This window comes from Streptomyces inhibens, assembly GCF_022221585.1.
Lineage (GTDB): Bacteria > Actinomycetota > Actinomycetes > Streptomycetales > Streptomycetaceae > Streptomyces > Streptomyces inhibens.
This window is the reverse complement of the sequence record NZ_CP084681.1, coordinates 8,495,200-8,513,486: the sequence shown is the minus strand read 5'-3', so window position 1 is coordinate 8,513,486 and position 18,287 is coordinate 8,495,200. Positions and strand designations below refer to the sequence as shown.

The 18,287-nt window shown below is 71.5% G+C and carries 16 protein-coding genes; 15 read left to right on the top strand and 1 reads right to left on the bottom strand.

Annotated features, from left to right (window positions below; genetic code table 11):
- The first annotated feature begins 334 nt into the window (after positions 1-334).
- Positions 335-889 carry a TetR/AcrR family transcriptional regulator gene (locus tag KI385_RS38065; RefSeq protein WP_238578024.1) on the top strand — a complete coding sequence of 185 codons (555 nt, stop codon included), beginning with the start codon at positions 335-337 and terminating at the stop codon, positions 887-889.
- 111 nt (positions 890-1,000) lie between these two features.
- Positions 1,001-1,618, top strand: coding sequence for a class I SAM-dependent methyltransferase (locus KI385_RS38060; protein ID WP_238576578.1), 618 nt, complete (start codon positions 1,001-1,003; stop codon positions 1,616-1,618).
- A gap of 90 nt (positions 1,619-1,708) precedes the next feature.
- Here the strand turns inward: KI385_RS38060 and KI385_RS38055 are convergent, their stop codons facing one another.
- Positions 1,709-2,245: a hypothetical protein gene (locus KI385_RS38055; protein WP_238576577.1), complete on the bottom strand. Its 537-nt coding sequence runs from the start codon at positions 2,243-2,245 to the stop codon at positions 1,709-1,711.
- A gap of 405 nt (positions 2,246-2,650) precedes the next feature.
- On the opposite strand from KI385_RS38055, the gene KI385_RS38050 reads away from it, so the two are divergent.
- The 13 genes from KI385_RS38050 to KI385_RS37990 all read left to right on the top strand — a co-directional run bounded on the left by KI385_RS38050 (position 2,651) and on the right by KI385_RS37990 (position 18,265).
- Positions 2,651-3,079, top strand: coding sequence for a hypothetical protein (locus KI385_RS38050; protein ID WP_238576576.1), 429 nt, complete (start codon positions 2,651-2,653; stop codon positions 3,077-3,079).
- Between the two features lie 597 nt (positions 3,080-3,676).
- Positions 3,677-5,002: an NHL repeat-containing protein gene (locus KI385_RS38045; protein WP_238576575.1), complete on the top strand. Its 1,326-nt coding sequence runs from the start codon at positions 3,677-3,679 to the stop codon at positions 5,000-5,002.
- A 26-nt stretch (positions 5,003-5,028) separates the two neighbouring features.
- A complete protein-coding gene (locus tag KI385_RS38040; protein WP_238576574.1) occupies positions 5,029-6,576 on the top strand; it encodes an NHL repeat-containing protein in 1,548 nt (515 codons plus the stop codon).
- Complete coding sequence (locus KI385_RS38035; RefSeq protein WP_425357024.1) at positions 6,560-7,021, top strand: hypothetical protein; 462 nt, start codon at positions 6,560-6,562, stop codon at positions 7,019-7,021. Before KI385_RS38040 ends, KI385_RS38035 begins: the two co-directional genes overlap by 17 nt.
- Positions 7,018-7,185: a DUF6760 family protein gene (locus tag KI385_RS38030; protein WP_238576573.1), complete on the top strand. Its 168-nt coding sequence runs from the start codon at positions 7,018-7,020 to the stop codon at positions 7,183-7,185. Before KI385_RS38035 ends, KI385_RS38030 begins: the two co-directional genes overlap by 4 nt.
- Positions 7,186-8,288: 1,103 nt before the next feature.
- Positions 8,289-8,927, top strand: a complete 639-nt coding sequence (locus KI385_RS38025) for a hypothetical protein (RefSeq protein ID WP_238576572.1) — start codon at positions 8,289-8,291, stop codon at positions 8,925-8,927.
- 79 nt (positions 8,928-9,006) lie between these two features.
- Positions 9,007-9,438, top strand: a complete 432-nt coding sequence (locus KI385_RS38020; protein ID WP_238576571.1) for a phage tail protein — start codon at positions 9,007-9,009, stop codon at positions 9,436-9,438.
- A 31-nt stretch (positions 9,439-9,469) separates the two neighbouring features.
- Positions 9,470-10,192 carry a CIS tube protein gene (locus tag KI385_RS38015; RefSeq protein WP_238576570.1) on the top strand — a complete coding sequence of 241 codons (723 nt, stop codon included), beginning with the start codon at positions 9,470-9,472 and terminating at the stop codon, positions 10,190-10,192.
- A complete protein-coding gene (locus KI385_RS38010; protein WP_238576569.1) occupies positions 10,189-11,955 on the top strand; it encodes a VgrG-related protein in 1,767 nt (588 codons plus the stop codon). Before KI385_RS38015 ends, KI385_RS38010 begins: the two co-directional genes overlap by 4 nt.
- Positions 11,956-12,001: 46 nt before the next feature.
- Positions 12,002-12,424: a GPW/gp25 family protein gene (locus KI385_RS38005; protein WP_238578022.1), complete on the top strand. Its 423-nt coding sequence runs from the start codon at positions 12,002-12,004 to the stop codon at positions 12,422-12,424.
- On the top strand, positions 12,421-14,508 hold the full coding sequence (locus KI385_RS38000) for a baseplate J/gp47 family protein (protein WP_425357023.1): 2,088 nt from the start codon (positions 12,421-12,423) through the stop codon (positions 14,506-14,508). The genes KI385_RS38005 and KI385_RS38000 overlap by 4 nt, the downstream gene beginning before the upstream one ends.
- Positions 14,509-14,522: 14 nt before the next feature.
- Positions 14,523-15,053, top strand: a complete 531-nt coding sequence (locus KI385_RS37995) for a phage tail protein (protein ID WP_238576568.1) — start codon at positions 14,523-14,525, stop codon at positions 15,051-15,053.
- A gap of 2 nt (positions 15,054-15,055) precedes the next feature.
- Positions 15,056-18,265 carry a putative baseplate assembly protein gene (locus tag KI385_RS37990; protein ID WP_238576567.1) on the top strand — a complete coding sequence of 1,070 codons (3,210 nt, stop codon included), beginning with the start codon at positions 15,056-15,058 and terminating at the stop codon, positions 18,263-18,265.
- Positions 18,266-18,287 lie beyond the last annotated feature (22 nt).

The window sequence follows — 18,287 nt, the reverse complement described above, 5'->3', positions numbered from 1 at the left end:
GGCCCTGATGCCGACGTGGTCCGCCAGGAAGTCGAGCCTTCGCAGTCACGCGGGAGCGAGAGCGTCGAACGGGGTGATCCCGGCAAGACGGTTCGGTAGGTGGTGGCGCTGTGCGTAGCGGCGTCAGCTTGGGCGCCTGCGGCGTATGCGGTGGGCGAGAAGTCGGTCGCGATGGCCACCGAGCATCCACACCGGCCGCATCTGCCGCTATGGTGGGCTTAAGCGGACAGCTGTCCGTTAGCTTCAAATCTACCGGACAACTGTCCGGTTATCAAGACCGGACCAGCCGTGATTTCCGGAAGGAGGACGAGTGCAACAGAGGAAAGACGCGCCGATGCGCTCGGACGCGCAACGGAATCGCGAGCGCATCCTCGAAGTGGCGCTGGAGGAGCTGACGCAGTCGGCCGACGCCCCGCTGAGCTCGATCGCGAAGAAGGCGGGCGTCGGGCAAGGGACGTTCTACCGGAACTTCCCCAACCGCGAGGCACTCGTACTGGAGGTCTACCGCTACGAAGTCCAGCAGGTCTCCGACACCGCATCCCAGCTGCTTCGGACCCGCGCACCCGACCAGGCCCTGCGGGAGTGGATGGACCGCCTCGCCCAGTACGCCATGGCCAAGGCCGGCCTGGCCGACGCGATGCGCCAGGCCACCAGCGCGCACGGCAGCCTGGCCGGACTGGGGCGCGGCTCGGTGACCTCGGCCGTCGCGCTGCTGCTGAAGGCGAACGAGGAGGCCGGCACCATCCGCCCGGGGGTGACCCCCGACGACTTCGTGCTCGCCATCGCCGGCCTCTGGCAGATCGATCCGCACGGCGACTGGCAGTCGCGCGCCGGACGACTCCTGGACCTCGTCATGGACGGACTCCGCGCCGGCGCTCCCGGCCCCTGAGCGACCGGGCCCGTCCGGCCGGGCCAAGGACTCGATCATGCGGGGGACGCCCCGGGGAGGTCGGCGGGCCGGTTCGGCATGTGCGCCGGGGTGAGGCGCCATCCTGCCGGTATGGACACACCTCTGCGTTCGTGGGCCGGGGATCGGCCCGTCACCTCGCCGTTCGCGCGCCCGGTCGGCACGCGCGGGCGCCTCGCCGGGCGGTTCATGCTGTGGACCAACAAACAGGACGACGTGCTCCACATCCTGGACGTCCAGCCGGGAGACCGCGTGCTGGAGGTGGGGTACGGCCCCGGTGGGCTGGTCCGGCTGCTGGTCGCCCGTTCCGAGGCCGCCGTCATCCGGGGAGTGGACCCCTCGCCCGAGATGCGCCGTGCCGCGACCAAGGCCAACCGCGGAGCGGTCCGCTCCGGACGGGTCACGTTGGACCTCGGCACGGCGGACCACACCGGCCTTGCCGATCAGAGCATGGACCGGGTCGCCTCGGTCAACAACGTGGGCATCTGGCCCGACCTGGAAGCCGGGCTTCGGGAGCTGCACCGTGTCGTGCGTCCCGGAGGTGCGGTGGTGATCGCGTGGCACGGCGGGGTGTCCCCGGGACGCATCACCCGGCGACTGCGTCTGCCCGAGGCCAAGCTCCAGCGCATCGAGAGCGCTCTGCAGAAGCTCTTCGCCGACGTGTCCCGTAAGGATATGCGAAGCCTGGTCGTCTTCAAGGCCGTGCGGTGAATGCCGTCACGGCAGTTCCTGCGTCCGCCCAGGCATGCGCGAGGACCGACCAACTCCAGCCGGCGGTCGTGTCGCCGTTCCGGCGGGGCGTCACGAACTCTGGGCCGATGGCAGGCGCCATTGCCCTGAATGGCCGGGCGGGAGCGCCAGGTCGGCCCGGACCGCCTCGTAGTACCGCTCGCGCGCGGTGCGCTGCTGCTGGAGCAGGGCCGACCAGGCCTCCGGGCTCTGGGTCCCGTCGCGCAGAAATCGCTCCATGTCCATGACCACGACAACCCATTCACGCGCTCTCTGCACCACGTCAGGGGGGCCGAGCAGCAACAGAGCCTCTCCGGCCGGATCCCGGGCGTCCGTCGCTTCGGCCAGGTGGGGAACGGCTTCCTCGGGCGACAAGGGGTACGGGTGCGGGTCGTTGCCGACGTGGGCCGCGATCCGGCACGTCAACGTGACGGTCTTCTTCAGCGACCTCGCGTAGTCGGTGTAGGCCGCAAGCCGCCGCTCGTCCCAACGAGCCGCCTGCTCACGACGGAAGCGGGCCTGATCGCCGCGAGTGATCGCCAAATATGAGCCGACGGCGCCGATTACCACGCCGATCAGCGCAGGAAGCTGTTGTATGAACACGGACATGGCCACACGGTATATCGCGTACGCAGACGCGGATTGAACGCCATTTCAGGTGACTGCGGGCGGGCAAGCGGCGCCGACGGTGCGACCGAGGTTGCCAACCGCACCGACCGCGGGAGGGAAAGTTCAGGCCTGGAGAATCAGCCCTTGAGGACGCCCAAGACGGAGGTCAACGCCCGGTGGCTGTTCGGCAGTTGATTCTGCACTTCCATGCTGACCGTCGTGAGCACGACCGGCACCTCGGCCGCTCCCACTGCGACCCGGGCCCTCCGTGCGCCAGGAGTGGCGCGCTCACCGCCTGGTGAGGGCAGGGCTCGGCGCATCCAGGGCGGCCGCGTTCCCGGATCGGTCGTCGCGAGACCGTCGCGGCATGGCGGCGCGCTCCCGTGGTTCCTTCCCGGCCTTTCCATGGAGGACATCAACCGGGTCGCGATCATGCACCTCGGCTCCGTGGTCGCGTTCGGCGCCCTGGCCGCCTCCCGCACGATGGACAAGCGGGTGACGGCTCCCGGGGTGGTCGGGACGTGGGTGCCGATGCCTGTGCTCGCCGCGGCGCATCTCGCCGGCGCGGTCGCCCTGGAGTGGATCGCCAGGTCCTACCTGAGGTGGGGCGCCGAAGGGCAGCGCCTGCTGGTCGCGTATCTGATCCCGTACGCCGTGACGTACGTCGTCATGCTCGTCCGCCAGCGGCGCGCGGGCCCGGAAGGAAGAAGCTGGGCGCGCGAGGAGTGGCGCCTGCGTCTGGCCGCCCTGTGCCTGGCTCCGGGGACGGCGATGCCGCCCAGCGCTGCTCGCCCTGCCCGGCGTCCGACGCCCCACTACGGGCCTATGGCGTGACCCGGCGCGCTGCCTCGCATATCGCCGCCTGAACTGCCAGTAATTGCGATCCGGATGCTCCTTATCACTGTGACGCGTAGTTGAATTCCTCGAACTCCCCGGCGACGACTGCGAGGTTCTCTCTCGTCACACGGTTGGCGCGGCCAACGCGGCGTTGCTGCCGGGACTGTTGGGGCATTCAGCCCCCGGCGGCGCGGAGGGCGGGTCGGGGAGAGCCCAACACGTGGCCGAAAGTGGACTATTGGCGCTCTCGCTCGGCCACGGAGATGGATTTTCGGCACGGCCGTAACAACCATATCGGCCGCATCAGAAACCTCTTTTTTCAACTCCTTTGCGGAAACGTTCCGTTGACGAGCAGGGAAACACGCATCCGCATTTTTCGATTGGGCGTTCCCTGATATGCCGTCTGTGGCGACTCGTTCGGGTGAACCGTCTGTACATCGGGGTACCAGATGTCAATCACGAGCGAATACCGTGAGTGACATTCCGTGCTCCATCGAATGGGAGGGGGACCGCATGGCGGACCTTCAAGAATGGCCCGTAGCGGGCAGCCGACAGCCGCACTCCATCACCATTGGTCCGGACAAATACTTATGGGTGACCACACACAACAACGCCCTGGTGAAGGTCCACCCGAATTCGCCGGGAACGCAGTCCCCCATCGTCCGGGACATCCCGAAACTGACCGCGGGAATCATTCCCGACCCTGACGTCAATCGCGACCGCAAGTGCGTGTGGTTCGCCTCCCCGGCCACCGAACAGTCCCCCGACCCCATCTACGAGTTCGACATCGAGGACGAGGAGTTCAGGAAGCACGATCTGGAGCCTGACGCCAGGGCCCAGACCGTCACCTCGATGCGGGTCCAGGACCTGGGCTTCCGGTCGGTCGCCGGGAACCCGGAAGACAACGATCCGACCTACTCGTACTACATCGTCTTCGCCGAGCCCGTCTATTCGTACGTGGGTCACATCAAGTGCGGGGAGCGGCCCGTCACCAAGTTCCACCTGCCGAAGAACGACGACGAGTTCAGCACATGGCTGTGGTCCGTGGCCGTCAGCGTCGAGGACAAGTACTTCACCTACTGGGCCACCGGGCAGAAGCGCAACGGGCGGAAAACCAACGGGCTCTATTTGTGTACGCCGCGGAGGACCGGATTGCAGTGGCAGCGGATCGAAATGCCACAGTCCGCGGATCAGACCCCGATCCACGTCATCACGGATTCCCGGTACGTGTGGTTCGGGACGAGCAACCCCAATAAACTGTGCCGCTACAACATTCTGGACCCCGGAATGACGCAGAGCGAGTACACGCTTCCTGACGAGCCCCGCCAGCTTGCGTTCGGGCCCGACAACATGATCTGGGTGGCGGGCAAGACCCATATTCATCGTTTCAGGAAGAACGCGGCGGTCAAGCACGAGTCTTCCGTTGCGCTTCCCACCGGCAGCGAGGCACAGGGGCTCTGTATCAGCCCCGGACGGGTGGCCACCCACGGCAGTCCGGAGACGAACGCGGTGGTCTGGTACACCAGCCCCGTCAACAAGAAGGTCGGCAGGTACGTCGTCCCCAACGACCCCTCGCACGTGCTCGGCAAGACCCAGCTCGTGAGGCAGCCGGTGGACACCGTCGCTCCCGGGGAACGCGTGGATGTGCCGCTCGTGGCCTCGTACGTCGCCAACGCCTCCCCCACTCCCGGCATTCCGCTCACCTGCCGGCTGGTGGTGGAGGATCCGCTGCACAGCACCACCGCCTTCACCGACGGCAGCCGCGAGTGTGTCATCACCACGGACGCGAACGGCCGGGCCTATGTGCCGCCGCTGCGCGCCGGGGTGGAAGAGGAGGAGGTCCAGGTACAGATCGCCTACTCCGACACCGAGCCGCCCACCTCCGTCCCGCTCACCATCAAGCAGCCGGAGCAGCCGTGACACCCCCGCCGCGGAAGGAGAACGCGGTGACGGCACCTGAGTCCCCCAACCACTACCCCCTCAGCGGGGGTGCCCAGCCCGTCGCGGTCGCACCCCCGCTGACCGGCGACCCGTACCTGTGGTTCGTGACGGGCGATGCGAAGATCGGCCGTTTCCGGACCGGCAACCCGTACGACAGCAGGGTCTTCACCCCCAACTACTCGGCCAGGAAGGCCGAAACGCTGACCACACTGAGCAGCACGGTGTGGACGTACGCGCACACCAGCGCCGACGGCCGCGTGGTGAGTTGTACCGCCTCCGGTGACTTCGGGCTCCACGGCACCGGACCCGCCGTCGCCTGCCATGCGCTGGCGGTCGGCCGGAACAGCGAGGACCGGGAACGGCTCGTCGCGACGCACGCGGGCCGGAAGTCCCTGGTCTTCATCGATACCAGGAAGGGCGCGGTGGAGTACTCCACCACCTACAAGCACGCCCTGTACGGCCTGGCCATCAGCTCCGACACCCCCACGGAGTACTGGGTCTCGTGCCCGGAGGCGAAGGAGCTGCTCACCTTCGACGCCACGGGCGGAGGGTTCTCCCCGCATCCGATCGGCCTCGAATTCGAGCCGCGTGACGTTGCCGTCTCCGAGGCGATGATGCGGACCGTGTGGGTGGGAACCTCGGCCAAGAAGATCGCGAAGTACCACGTGGACGACCCCGGGACGGTGTACATCGACACTCCCGCTGTCCCGGGGCGGCTGCTCGTCCTGCCGGACGGGACGCTCTGGTTCACCATGCCGGACGCGGACCAGATCGGCTACATCAATCCGGGCGAGGCCGAGGTGGCCGGCAGCGTCGCGACGGGCAAGGGCACCAGGCCCTCGGGCCTCGCCCTCGACAGGAACGGGCAGCTGTGGGCCGGCCTGGAGGGCACGGGGCAGATGTTCCGGGTCTCCGAGTACCAGCTCAAGGCCGTCTCCGGACAGGGGCAGGAGGCCACCGTCGGCCAGGACTTCCCCCATCCGCTCACGGTCCGGGCGGAGAGGCTGGACCGGACGCCCGAGCCAGGGGCGGCCATCACCTTCACGGTCGTCGGTGACAACGCCCGCTTCTTCCCGGGTGACCGGCAGACCGACCAGCGGACCACCGGGGAGGACGGTACGGCGCAGAGCTCCTTGCTGCGCGCGAAGGAGCCGGGCACGTTCGCGGTCACCGCCGAATGGACCGATGAACAGGGGTACACGCGCTTCGAGAACCTCGTTGTCCGGGCGACCGTCGACAAGGCCGACTCCACCCGCTACCACTCGGGCGCCGGCCAGCACACCGATCCCGGGGAGGACTTCGACCGTCGGCTGAGGGTGGTGGTCGTCGACAAGAACGGCGCTCCCGTGCCGAAGGTCCGGGTCACCTTCCGCGTCATGGGCTCGAATCCTGCGAGCTTCGACGGCAATCCCTCGGCCAACGCCACCAGCGGGGACGACGGTATCGCCACCGCTCCGGTCCTGACGGCGGGCCAGCAGTCCGCCTCGTTCAAGGTCGAGGCATGGGCCAAGGACGCCCAGGCCGGAACCGTGTTCCGTGAGTACATCGACTGACGGTCCCGACCCGCTGTCCGCCCCTTCTTCTCTGCCGGGAGAATCACCTATGCAGGAGCAAGCCCCCGGGCTGCGCACCGAGTTCGAGTTCGAGCTGCCCCACGGCTACGTGGACAGCGGCGGCACCGTGCACCGGCGAGGCCGTATGCGGCTCGCCACCGCCCGGGACGAACTGTCGCCGCTGGTCGACCAGAGGGTGCGGGAGAACCCGGCGTATCTCGGGGTCGTGCTGCTCAGCCTGGTGATCACCAGGCTGGGGACCCTGACCGATATCCATGCCGACGTGGTGGAGCGGCTGTTCGCCGCGGACCTGGCCCATCTCCAGGACTTCTACCGCGAGATCAACGGCTTGGGCCCCGACCACCAGGCCGTCGCCTGCCCGTCCTGCGGCACGCAGTTCGCCGTACCGGGTCGAACGGCAGGTGACCGCCTGGGGGAAGGATGACGCACCCCGCGCAGCGGCTGCGGGAGGAGTCCGCGTACCTCGCCTACCACTTCCACTGGTCGCACGCGGACATCCTCGCTCTCCCGCACGGTGAACGGCGCGCATGGGTGCGGGAGATCGCCCGGATCAACACCTCACGTACGGAGCAGGGAGGGATACCGTGAGACTGCGTCTGCCCCGGCGCCACCGCGCGACACAGAGTGCGACACGTGGTGCGACGCGGAGTGCGCCGCCCGCGACGGGCGGCGGGCCAGTGTCCGTCCACCGACCCCCTGTCGCAGCGCTCATGAGGCTGCCCTCGGGTCCGGGCAGCCGGCTCCCGGGTTTCCGGCACGAGCTCGCCGCCTGGCGTCGGGCGCCCGCAGTGTCCGCGGCGGGACGACTGCTGCCGCGCGGGGTGCCGCTGGGTGGGCGCGGCGCGGTGCTGGGGGTGCCGCGCGGTGCCGGCACCGGCGCCGAAAGCGGTGCGACGGGGGGCGCTGCCCTGCCGCGCCTCCCGTACGGACCGGCGTCCGAGGAGCCGGACGACCGCCCCGGCACGACGCGCCCGGGCGGGGAGGCCGCGTCCACCACGCGGGGCTCTCTCCTGAGGGCGGTACGAGGCGCCCTGCGGGCGCTCCGTGCGGTGGGCTCCAGTAGTAGCCCCAGCAGTAGTGGTGGCGTACGCCTCGGAGTTCGCCGAACGGGGGCCCGGGCGCGGGGTGTTGGGGGGTCTCCGCCTCCGAAAACGCCACCGCCTGTTGGGGGCGTGCACGGGATGGGCGCGTACGGAGAGGGGGCATGCAGAGAGGGCGCGAACGGGCGGGAATCGCCAGGGGAATCGCGGCCCCTGCCCACCGGGACGGCTCCCCGCCCTCCCCGACCGTTACCCGTGGACCGTGGCAACCCGCTGTACGGGGAGGCGGGATCCGGGCCGCCCGTGTCGCCGACACCGGTGGCGCCTCCAGCCGCGCCGCCAGCCGTGGCCCCCGCGGTGCCTCCAGCAGCGCCCCCTCCCCCACCGGTTGAGCGGTCCGGGGCCCCCACGGCCGCCCCGTTCGAGGGAGCACCACCCGGTCCGCCTCCACACGCCGCCGATGTCCCGACGCCCGTAGACGTCACCACCCCGTACCCGCGTGCGGCCCCCGGGCCGCACAAGGCCCCCGCTCCCCCCGGCACCCCGGTGCCCGCGCACCACGACGTCCCGTACAGGCCGGAGGCCTCTTCCGTCTCCGAACGGCCCACGGAGCAACCCGATGGGTCGGCCACTCCGTACGAGAAGGCCTGGATGCCTTCCTTGACGGGAGCGGACCGGCCCCCTCCGGAGTACGGCGGTCCGGACGGCCCCGCCCCCGAGGTGATGCCCCGGCGGCCGACGACTCCTCCTGGCCACGCGCACCCGACGCCCGCTCCCGATGGCCCCCCGCTCGCCGCAGATACCGCCGCACCCGGCGGTGCGCCCCCGCTCCCCACCGACGCCGCCCTTCCCCTGCCAGATGCCGTGCCCCTCCCGTACACCGCCGCCCCGCGCCACGGGCCGGCACGGCTCGGCGAACCGATGCGTCAACTGCCCGGATCAGCCGTGCCGTTCGCCGCGCCGCCCTCCCTGCGGTCCTCCGCGCCGCCCTCCGTGCCGTCCTCCGAGCCGCTCGCCATGCCGACCGCCCGGCGGCCACCGTCCCCCCACACCGACAGCCGCACGCCGGCCCCGCCACCCACCGGAGCGAACCCTCGCCCCGACGGCCCCGGCACCACGCCACCCAATGGACCGGCCCCCCGCCCCGACACAGCCGCCCTCGCACGGGACATCGCGCTGGGGCACGCCGATGTGCTCGCGGAGGCCGTGCTTCCGGAGCTGGAGCGGCCACAGATTCCGGTCTGGCCGGTGCCACCGGCCGCCCCGGGGAGCGAGCGCGCCCCCCGGTGACCGCCCGGCGGGCGGTGCGCCCCCTCCACGGACACCCCCTCCACCGACACCTCCCTCCCCCGACACCGGAGCCGCCGCCATGCCGGACCAGCCGTTCGCCGTCAGCTCGATGTTCCAGCTCTCCATCGGGCCCCACGCGCTGGGTGCGTTCAGCTCGTGCGACGGGCTGGGGTGCTCCATGGACGTGGAGGAGCGGGTCGAGGGTGGGATGAACGGGCGGGTGTGGCATCTGCCGACGCGGCTGCGCTACTCCAACGTCGTACTGAGCCGGCCGCTGACCCGGCAGACCACGCTGGTGTGGGCCTGGCTCCAGCTCCAGGTGAACGAACCGATCCGGATGCCGGGCCAGTTGGTGGCGCTGGGCCCGGACCGCAAGCCACTGGTCAGATGGCTGCTGGACGGGGTGCTGCCGGTCCGCTGGAGCGGGCCCTCCTTCGATACGGAGCAGTCGCAGGCGGCCCGCGAAACCCTGGAGATCGCCCACAACGGCTTCCTGGAAGTCCTCGTCTGACCGCTCTCACCCACGTCCCCGAAAGGACCGCATGCCTACCCTGCCCCTGGGAGGCGCTCCCGTACGAGCCGTCCTGGTGATCTACGATCCGCCGGCCGGCACCGGGAACACGCCGGGCCCCGAACACGCCCGCGTCAAGCTGCACTTCAACCCCGAGCGGATCGCGGTGACCAAGGCCGCGAGCTGGAAGCGCGGCCGGGCCCCGTCCAACGCCTCGGCGGCACGCGCCCAGTTCGTGTCCGCGCAGCCCCGCACCATGACCCTCGATGTGTTCCTGGACGCGCCGGGCAGCAAGGGCGGGGTGCAGGAGCAGGTCGAGCGGCTGCTGGGCTGCTGCGTGCCCACCTCGCAGAGCGTGGCGGCCAAGCCGGCCTCGGCGCCATGGGTGCGGCTGGAGTGGGGACGCGCGCAGACCACGGCCTTTCTGGCGCTGGTGACGCAGGTCAACGCCACCTATACCCGGTTCGGCACGGACGGTACGCCGCTGCGCGCGGAGTGCACGGTGACGCTGGAGGAGGCGGGCGGCTCGCCCGCACGGCAGAACCCCAGCTCGGGCGGCGACGGCCCGGTCGGCACGCACCGCCTGGTCGCGGGTGACACGCTGCCGGGTCTCGCCTGGAAGGCGTACGGGGACCCGACGCAATGGCGCGCCATCGCCCGGGCCAACGACCTCGACGATCCGCAGGGCGTCCGGCCGGGGACGGTGCTGGTCCTGCCGACGCTCGAAGAGCAGGCCCCGGGGGGTGCGCGATGACGGTCAGGTCCTACGCCGCCGAGCCGGTCGTCTCCTTCGGCGGCACGCCTCTGCAACAGGCGTGGCACGAGCGGCTGGTGAACGCCGTCGTCGAGTCGGCCACGCATCTGCCGTCCACAGCGGAGCTGCGCTTCAGCGACCCCGACCACCAGCTGCTGTCCGCGGCCCGTATCGCCGTCGGCCGCGCGGTGACGGTCGCGGTGGCGGCGGAGCGCCGCAGGGCGCGGGCGACGGTCTTCGACGGGGAGGTCACGGCGCTGGAGGCGGAGGTGGACGCGGCGGGGTCCTTCACGGTGGTCCGCGCGACGGACCGGGGGCACCGGCTGATGCGGGGCCGGCGCGTGGCCGCATATGTGAACCGTACGGTCTCGGAGATCGCCGCCGAGGCGGCGGCGCGGCATGGGCTGCGGACCGGGCGTATCGAGGCCGAGACCGCACGGGTGCCGCATCTGGCGCAGCCCAATCTGACCGACTGGGAGCTGCTGGCGCACCTCGCCGACCAGCGCGGTCTGCATCTGGCGGTCGAGGGCTCGGAGCTGACGATGCGGCGGCTACGGCCCGCTTCGGAGGCGCCGGCGCCGTCGACGGGCGCGGACCGCAGCCCGTTCGTGCTGCAGTACCGCGTGAATCTGCTGTCGCTGCGGGCCTCCGTCAGTTCGGTGGGCCAGGTGGGCGCCGTGGAGGTGCGCGGCTGGGACGAGGGGTCGAAGGCGCCGGTCGTGGCGAAGGCGTCCGCGACCGACAGCGCGCGCGTGCGGATCGGCGCCTCGCCCGGCGAGCTGGGCCGGGCGTTCGGCGGCAAGGGCGGGGAACTCCTGGTCACCGGGCGGCCGTACACCACGGCGCCGGAGGCGGGGGCGGCGGCGAACGCCCTGGCGGCGGACGCTGCCGCCGCCGTTGCCGGACTGGAGGCGACGGTCGCCGGTACCCCGCAGCTGCGGGCCGGGTGTCCGGTCACCGTGAGCGGCACGGGTGAGCCGTTCGCCGGGCGCTATACGACGACCGCCTGCCGCCACACCTTCGACGGCGACCACGGCTATCTGACGCAGGTGCGGGTGGGCGCGCTGCCGCCGCCGGTCGTACCGCATCCGCCGCCGCTGTGCGGGATGGGTGTGGCGGTCGGGATCGTCACGGATACCAAGGAGCCGGGCCGTGGCCAGCGGGGCGCCGTACGTCTGCAGCTGCCGTGGCTTTCCCAGGACTATGTGACGGACTGGGTGCGCACCGTGCAGTGGGGCGGCGCGGGCGGGGGCGGGGTGGTCAGCCCGGAAGTGGGCGACGAGGTACTGGTCGGGTTCGAGCACGGGCGGCTGGACCGGCCGTACGTGCTGGGCGGGCTCTACAACGGCAAGGACGCGCCCACCGACCACGGCCTGCCGCTGGTGGATGCCAACACGGGCCGCGCCAACCGGTGTTCGGTCACCTCGCGGTCCGGCGACCGGCTGGAGCTGCTGAGCGCGGCCAAGGGCCCGCAGGGCGTCCGGCTCATTTCCGGCGACGGCAAGCTGAGCGCGCATCTGGACCGCAAGGACACGGCCCTCACCCTTGAGGCCGGTGCGCCGGGCGAAGGGCTGAAGGTCTCGCTCGACGCGCCCAAGCGGAAGATCACCATCGACGCGGGCGCTGACGGCGAGGTCGTCATCTCGGCGGGCAAGGTCACCCTCCGGTCCGGGGGTGAATCGATCACGCTCGACAGTGGGGGGACGCTCACCATCGGCGGCACCACGACCAAGATCACCGGCAATCCGGTGGACATCAACTGACTTTCGGATGCTGCTCGTTGGGAGTGCGTACGTGAACGGCACAGACATGGCGGGCGGCGCCCTCACACCGGGCCTGGACGCGAGCGGAGTGATCGGCGCGGGCTGGTGCTTCCCCGGCGCGCTCACCCACACCGGACGGGTGGCGCTGGCGTCCGGCACGGACGAGGTGGAACAGGCCGTCCGTCTGATCCTCGGCACCGCGCCGGGCGAGCGGCCGATGCGTCCCGAGTTCGGCTGCGGTATCCACCGGCTGGTCTTCGATCCGCTGAACGCGGGCACCGTGGCTCGTGCCGACACCGAGGTGCGGCAGGCGCTGGAGCGCTGGGAGCCGCGTATCGAGCTGGACGAGCTGCGGTTCAGCACCGATTCGGAGGTCAACGGCGTGCTCTACATCGACATCCGCTACCGGCTGCGCGCCACCAACGAGCCGCGCAATCTCGTCTTTCCCTTCTACACGCTGCCGGAGTGAGCCCGATGCCCGAGCTGCCCCTCCCCGATCTGGACGACCTCCGCTTCCAGCCGCTGGTGGACGCCGCGAAGCGTGCGCTGCCCGGCCGGGCGCCGGACTGGAGCGACCACAATGTCTCCGACCCGGGCGTGACGCTGATCGAGGCCTGCGCCGAGCGCGTGGACCTGCTCCTGTACCGGGTGGCGCGGATGACACCGGCGCAGCGTGACCGGCTGCTGCGGCTGATGGGCGTCACGCCGGTGCCCGCGACGCCGTGCCGGGTGCGGGTGCGGTTCAGCGACACCGTCGGTGTGCGGGAGACCACGGTTCCCGAGGGGACCGAGCTGAGGTCGGAGGGTGAGCCGGCCGTCGTTCTGCGTACGGTGTCGGAGGTCAAGGTTCCGCGGGGCGGCTCGGCGACGGTGGAGGCCGTGGAGCAACCGGAGGACGTGCGCGAGGTGCTGGGCACCTCGGCCCATGTCCCCGCCCAGCGCTTCCGGCCCGCACGCCGCCCGTGGTCGCCGCCCGTCCCCCTGCCGGAGCCGCCGGCCTCGCCGCTCACCTCGGTCACGGTCGGGGGGCGGGTGTGGGCTCCCGTACGGAGCTTTGCGAAGGCGGGCGACCAGGAGGAGTGCTACTGGTGGGACGAGGCGACGGGCGAGGTGGTGTTCGGACCGCTGGTGCCGTTCGCGGGCGGGTCCCGGCAGATCGGCGCGGTTCCGCCGCAGGGCGCCACGATCGCCACCGAGTACACCGCCTGCCGGGGCACGCTCAGCGAACTGCCCCCGGGCACCCCCCTGTACGGAGCGGCCGGGGTGCCGTCGGCGAAGGCCGACCACATTCTGGCCGCCGGTCAGGACGCGGAGACCTGGCGGGAGGCCCTGGACCGGGCGGCGCTCGGCCTGGCGCCGCTGCGTCGCGCGGTGACGGTGCAGGACCACGAGCGGCTGCTGTCCGAGCATGCGTCGCTGGTCGCCCGCTGCCGGGTCAGCGCGACGGTCCGCCCGGCGGACACCACCGTCCCGGCGGGGCTGCTGGCGCCCCCGCGCCCGGTGCCGCTGTCCGCGTGCGCGGTGCCCGTACGGCCGGAGCAACAGCCGTGGGCAGTGCACTACTTCCCCGGCGACACCGGTGTGGCGTACAAGCGGGTGCTGCTGCTGGACGGCAGTGAGCACACGGCCTCGGGCGACGCGCCTCCGGAGTTCGCGAAGGCCAGGGTCGACGCCGTGCTCCACCTCAAGAACGCCGTCGACCGGCTGTGGTTCGTCGGTGAGCGGTGCGCATGGGGGGCCGCGGCGAGCAAGCTGATCTCGGCGCAATTCCTCGGCCTGCCCGAGGAGTTCGCCCAGGACCTCAACGCCGTCGCGGCCCTGCCCGTCCCTGACGCGGACGATGAGTACGAGGTGTTCCTCTTCAAGGGGGAGGCGTTCTACCACCGGCGCTACAAGTATGCGCAGAGCACGCTCTTCCCCTCCGTGGGCCGTGGCGTGCGCTCGCTGATCGCGGAGTCCTTCCCCGGTCTATCGCCCGACTGCCAGCGCTCGCCGGATGCCGTGGTGACCGTGGGCGGGGTCTTCTACTTTCTCAAGGGCCCCAGGACCGAGCCCGCCGTGTGGCATTCGGAGGAGGCCGCGCTGCGGGTGCTGCTCGTGCCGCCCTTGCCCTCGGCGTCCTCTCATGCCCTGACGGAGGACGAGCTGACGGTGCCGCGGGCGGCGATGGAGGAGACCAAGTCCGTTCTCTCCGGTGCCCGGCTGCTCGGTGAGCGCCTGCACGCCGGTCCGCCGGACTACGCCGGCTTCAAGGTGAAGGCCACCGTCCACCCGTGGGCGCGGAATACCCAGGCGGTCAAGGATGCCGCCGTACGCGCCCTGTTCGGCTACTTCCACCCCACACAGGGCGGGCCGGACGGGCAGGGCTGGGCCTGGGGACGGCGGGTGCACGCCGGGGATGTGTTCACCGCGCTGGAGAAGGTCCCGGAGATCCGTGCCGTCGGCGACGCGCAGGTGACCGACGAGGAGGGCGCCACCCGCACCGCGATCGAGGTGTCGGACAGCGGGCTCGTCCACCTGCTGGCCGTGGACATCACCGTCGAGAAGAGCTGAAGGGCGGCACCGTCATGCCGAAGAAGCACCAGGACGCGCCGGCCGTGGAACCCGTGCCGCTGCCCGCCGTGTACGCGCACGACCAGGTGACCCGGGCCTTCGCCGACGGGGTCGGCGCGGCGATCGGCCCGGTCGGCGGCCTGCTCGACCGGCTGGAGGAGGTCCTCGACCCCTGGCGTGCCCCGCCCGCCTTCCTCGACTGGCTCGTCCGCATCACGGGCGCGCGCGTCGAAACGGACTGGGACGAGCGGCAGCGGCGTACCGCCGTCGCGCTCGCGCCCTGGCTCGCCGCGCACCGCGGCCGGCCGTACGCGCTCCGGCGCGAGGCCGAGGAGATCTACGGCTGGCTCCCGAAGCAGCTGCACATCTCCGATCCGGGCGGGGTCTACGAGGGGAACGAGAAGCCGCCGCCCGGCCGGATGCTCACCGTCACCCTCCAATTGCCGGACCGGCGCGAGGACTTCGAGCTGCCGCTGTTCCGGCTGGTGGCAGCGCACTGTCCCGCGCATCTCCCCTTCAAGACCGAAGTCACCGGAGGCGCGTGACGATGACACTGCCGATGCCCGAGTACGACGGGCGCAGCCGCGCGGACATCACGGGCGCCGCGGTGGCCTCGGTCCGCGCGGCGCAACCCCTGTGGGCGGGCCGGGACCGCACCGATCCGGGGCACGCGCTGATCGAGACCTGCGCCGACATGGTGGAGGCGCTGCGCGACCGGTTGAACAGGGCGCCGGACCGGCACCGGCTGGAGCTGCTGCGCATGCTCGGCGTCCGCCCGTACCGTGCCTCGGCCTCCCGCGCCGAGGTGCTGTTCCAGCTCGCGGCGCCCTCGCCGGAGCCGGTCCCGGTCCCGGCGGGTGTGGAGGTGGCCACGCGGCCGGTGGGCGAGGAGGAACCGGTCGTCTTCAGCACGGTGTGCGAGGCGCTGGTCAACCCCTGTGTGCTGATCGCGGCGGGCCGGTTCGCCGAGAAGGGTGCGCAGGGCGGTGTGGTGCACGGCTCGCTGACGCGGTTCGGCGCTCCCGGACGGGATGCGGTCGAGCCGGGCGGGCTGCCCTTCGCGGGGCCGCCCTTCCACCTCAACCTCCCCTACTTCGGGGACTATCCGTTCAGCGCGGACACTCCGGTGCGGCCGCCTTCCGTCACCACGTCGCCCGGTCCGGACGTCACGCTGGCCGTGTTGTCGGTGCCGGTTCCCGACACCCGCGTCACCTTCGAGGTCGGCTTCGGCAAGGGCCTGGCCGAGGAGAAGGAGGTGTGGGAGGCATGGCAGGGGTCGCACTGGGCCCCGTGCACGCTGGTGGCACACACGGTCGGCGAGGACAGGACGACACGGATCACGCTCGACATCCCCGCCACCCATGCCCCGGCGCGGCTGCTGATCGACCCTTCCGGATCCGAACATGACGCGCGTCCCTGGCAGTTACGGGATGTCGGGCTCGTCAGGCGCACCCCTCAGGTCGGCCCGGCGTTCCGTCATGAACCGACCTCCCTCGCCCTGCAGCCCGTGCTCACCGTCAAGGTGCCCGCCGTGCAGGCGTGTCTCGTCCAGGACGAGGAGCTGGGCCGGGCGACCGGCCGGGCCGGCGAACGCTTCCGCTTCGCGCACCCTCCCCTGCTGCACGCCACCGACACACTCACCGTCGAGGCGCTCGGCGCGGACGGGGCGCGGCGGCGGTGGTCGCACGTCCCCTCGCTGGCCGCCTCCGGCCCCGACGACCGGCACTTCACCCTCGATCCGCGCACCGGAGAGGCCGTGTTCGCGCCGGTCACCCGCACCGGACGGGGCCTGCGCCGGCACGGCGCCGCACTGCCCGAGGGCTCTCTCGTACGCGCTCCGCGCTATCTGACCGGCGGTGGCACGCGCGGTAACGTGCCGGCCCGCACGGTCACCACGCTGCGTACGCCGCTGCCGTACGTCTCGGCCGTGACCAACCCCGCACCGGCCACCGGCGGCACCGAGGAGGAGACACCGGAGGCGTACGCCCGGCGGCGGCCGCTCGGCTCACCCGTGCCCGAACGGGCCGTCACCCCGCTCGACTACGAGGAGCTGGCGCTGGCCGCCTCGGCGGGGATGGCACGCATCCACCATGTGCGCACCGTCACCGACAACACGCTCGATCCGGCACGGAACCTCCTTTTCGCCCAACCGGCCGACACCATGGTCGAGTTCACTCTGGAGTCGGACACCTCGTCGGTTCCCCAGGACACCGAGATCACCGCGGACGGCATGGTCTTCACCACACAGGCCGAGGCCACACGCAGCGGCGTCACGAGGGCCGGGGTGGCGCCACTGCGCCTGGATTCGACGGTGACCGGTGCCACCGATCTCTTCAAGGCGGGCGACTATCAGGCACTGGGCACGGCGAGCGGCGCGTTCCGCCCGGGCGGCAAGCTGGTGCTCTGTCTCGTCCACATCCCGGGGAGCGTGGCGCCGAAGGGACTCGCCCTGTGGGTCAAACCGCACACCGACGTCCCCGGCCGCCGCCTGGCCCTCTCCGTTTTCCTGCCGCGCACGGGCATGCCGTGGTGGAACCCGGACGCGCCCGCGGCGTACACGTCCGTGACCGCCGATACGAAGGTGCTGGGAGGGGCCTTTCCGCTGCGGCTGGACGCCTCGCGCCGCTGGCGTCCGAAGGACGATCCGCCGGAGACCGAGATCGACAGGGCCGTTGCCGACCACGGCAGCTTCCCGCCCCTGCACGGGTCGTGGCTCGCGCTCCAGATCCACGACCCGTCGGGGGACGAGACCACCACGTACGAGGTCCACTTCGATGCGGGCACCACGGGTGAGGTGGAGGCGCTGCAGTACGCCATGGTCCACGAGCCGGCGACCGCCACCTCGGACGGAACGCCGGGCCAGGTCTTCCAGCTGTTGCAGCCCAAGGTGTACGTCGCGCCGGAGCAGGAACTGCCCGACGTCGTGGTCGGCGCAGACACCCGCTGGACCGCGGTGGACTCCTTCCACGACTCCACGGCGAACTCCCAGCACGTCGTGATCAACGCCCTGACCGGCCGGGTGCACTTCGGACCGAAGGTGGGGAAGGACCAGCACGGCGCCGTCCCGGGCAAGGGCCTGCAGATCTCCGTGGAGCCGTACCGCACCACGCTCGGCGCCGACGGCAACGGCGTGGAACGGGGCACCGCGTGCACGGATGTGCCGCCGGGCATCGTCTCCGCGCGGATCACCAAGACCTCGGCGAACGGCAGCGACGGCTACACCGACACCAGTGGCGGTACCTTCCAGGCGGGTGTCCGGCTGCGGGTGATCCCGGCCGTCACCGCCGACGAGCGCGGCTGGTTCCCGTTCCATATGCTCACCCCCACCCAGGATGCCTGCGACACCCTGCGCAGAGCGCTGCGGGCCCGGCAGCCCGCAGGGGTTCCGGTGTGGCTGGAGACACCCCGCTACGTGGGCATCCGTATCGAGGCCCAGGTGCGCCCCGCCGACTACCAGACGGCGACGGAGCGTTCGGAGCTGGCAGCCGCGGCGGAGCGGGCGCTCTACCGCTGGTTCAACCCCGTCGACGGCGGCCCGGACGGCACGGGCTGGCCGCTGGGGCGGCCGGTGTACGCGGGCGAGGCGTACCGCGTGCTGGAGCAGGTGCCGGGCCTCGCGTGGGTCGCCTCGGCGGCGCTCTTCCAGCTCGAACCGACGGCGGGCGGAGGCGGCTTGCGGGCCGAGACCATCGCGTTCGACGACGACCAGACCGTCTACTCCGTGGAGCACCGCGTCACCGTCGCGGAAACCCCCTGACCCCGTCCCCGGAAGGAAGGCA

Excerpts from the sequence above, each read along its gene's own strand:
- KI385_RS38065 (WP_238578024.1), top strand. The coding sequence starts at position 335 with ATGCGCTCGGACGCGCAACGGAATCGCGAGCGCATCCTCGAAGTGGCG.
- KI385_RS38060 (WP_238576578.1), top strand. The coding sequence starts at position 1,001 with ATGGACACACCTCTGCGTTCGTGGGCCGGGGATCGGCCCGTCACCTCG.
- KI385_RS38055 (WP_238576577.1), bottom strand. The coding sequence starts at position 2,245 with ATGTCCGTGTTCATACAACAGCTTCCTGCGCTGATCGGCGTGGTAATC.
- KI385_RS38050 (WP_238576576.1), top strand. The coding sequence starts at position 2,651 with ATGGAGGACATCAACCGGGTCGCGATCATGCACCTCGGCTCCGTGGTC.
- KI385_RS38030 (WP_238576573.1), top strand. The coding sequence starts at position 7,018 with ATGACGCACCCCGCGCAGCGGCTGCGGGAGGAGTCCGCGTACCTCGCC.
- KI385_RS38025 (WP_238576572.1), top strand. The coding sequence starts at position 8,289 with ATGCCTTCCTTGACGGGAGCGGACCGGCCCCCTCCGGAGTACGGCGGT.
- KI385_RS38020 (WP_238576571.1), top strand. The coding sequence starts at position 9,007 with ATGCCGGACCAGCCGTTCGCCGTCAGCTCGATGTTCCAGCTCTCCATC.
- KI385_RS38015 (WP_238576570.1), top strand. The coding sequence starts at position 9,470 with ATGCCTACCCTGCCCCTGGGAGGCGCTCCCGTACGAGCCGTCCTGGTG.
- KI385_RS38010 (WP_238576569.1), top strand. The coding sequence starts at position 10,189 with ATGACGGTCAGGTCCTACGCCGCCGAGCCGGTCGTCTCCTTCGGCGGC.
- KI385_RS38005 (WP_238578022.1), top strand. The coding sequence starts at position 12,002 with ATGGCGGGCGGCGCCCTCACACCGGGCCTGGACGCGAGCGGAGTGATC.
- KI385_RS37995 (WP_238576568.1), top strand. The coding sequence starts at position 14,523 with ATGCCGAAGAAGCACCAGGACGCGCCGGCCGTGGAACCCGTGCCGCTG.
- KI385_RS37990 (WP_238576567.1), top strand. The coding sequence starts at position 15,056 with ATGACACTGCCGATGCCCGAGTACGACGGGCGCAGCCGCGCGGACATC.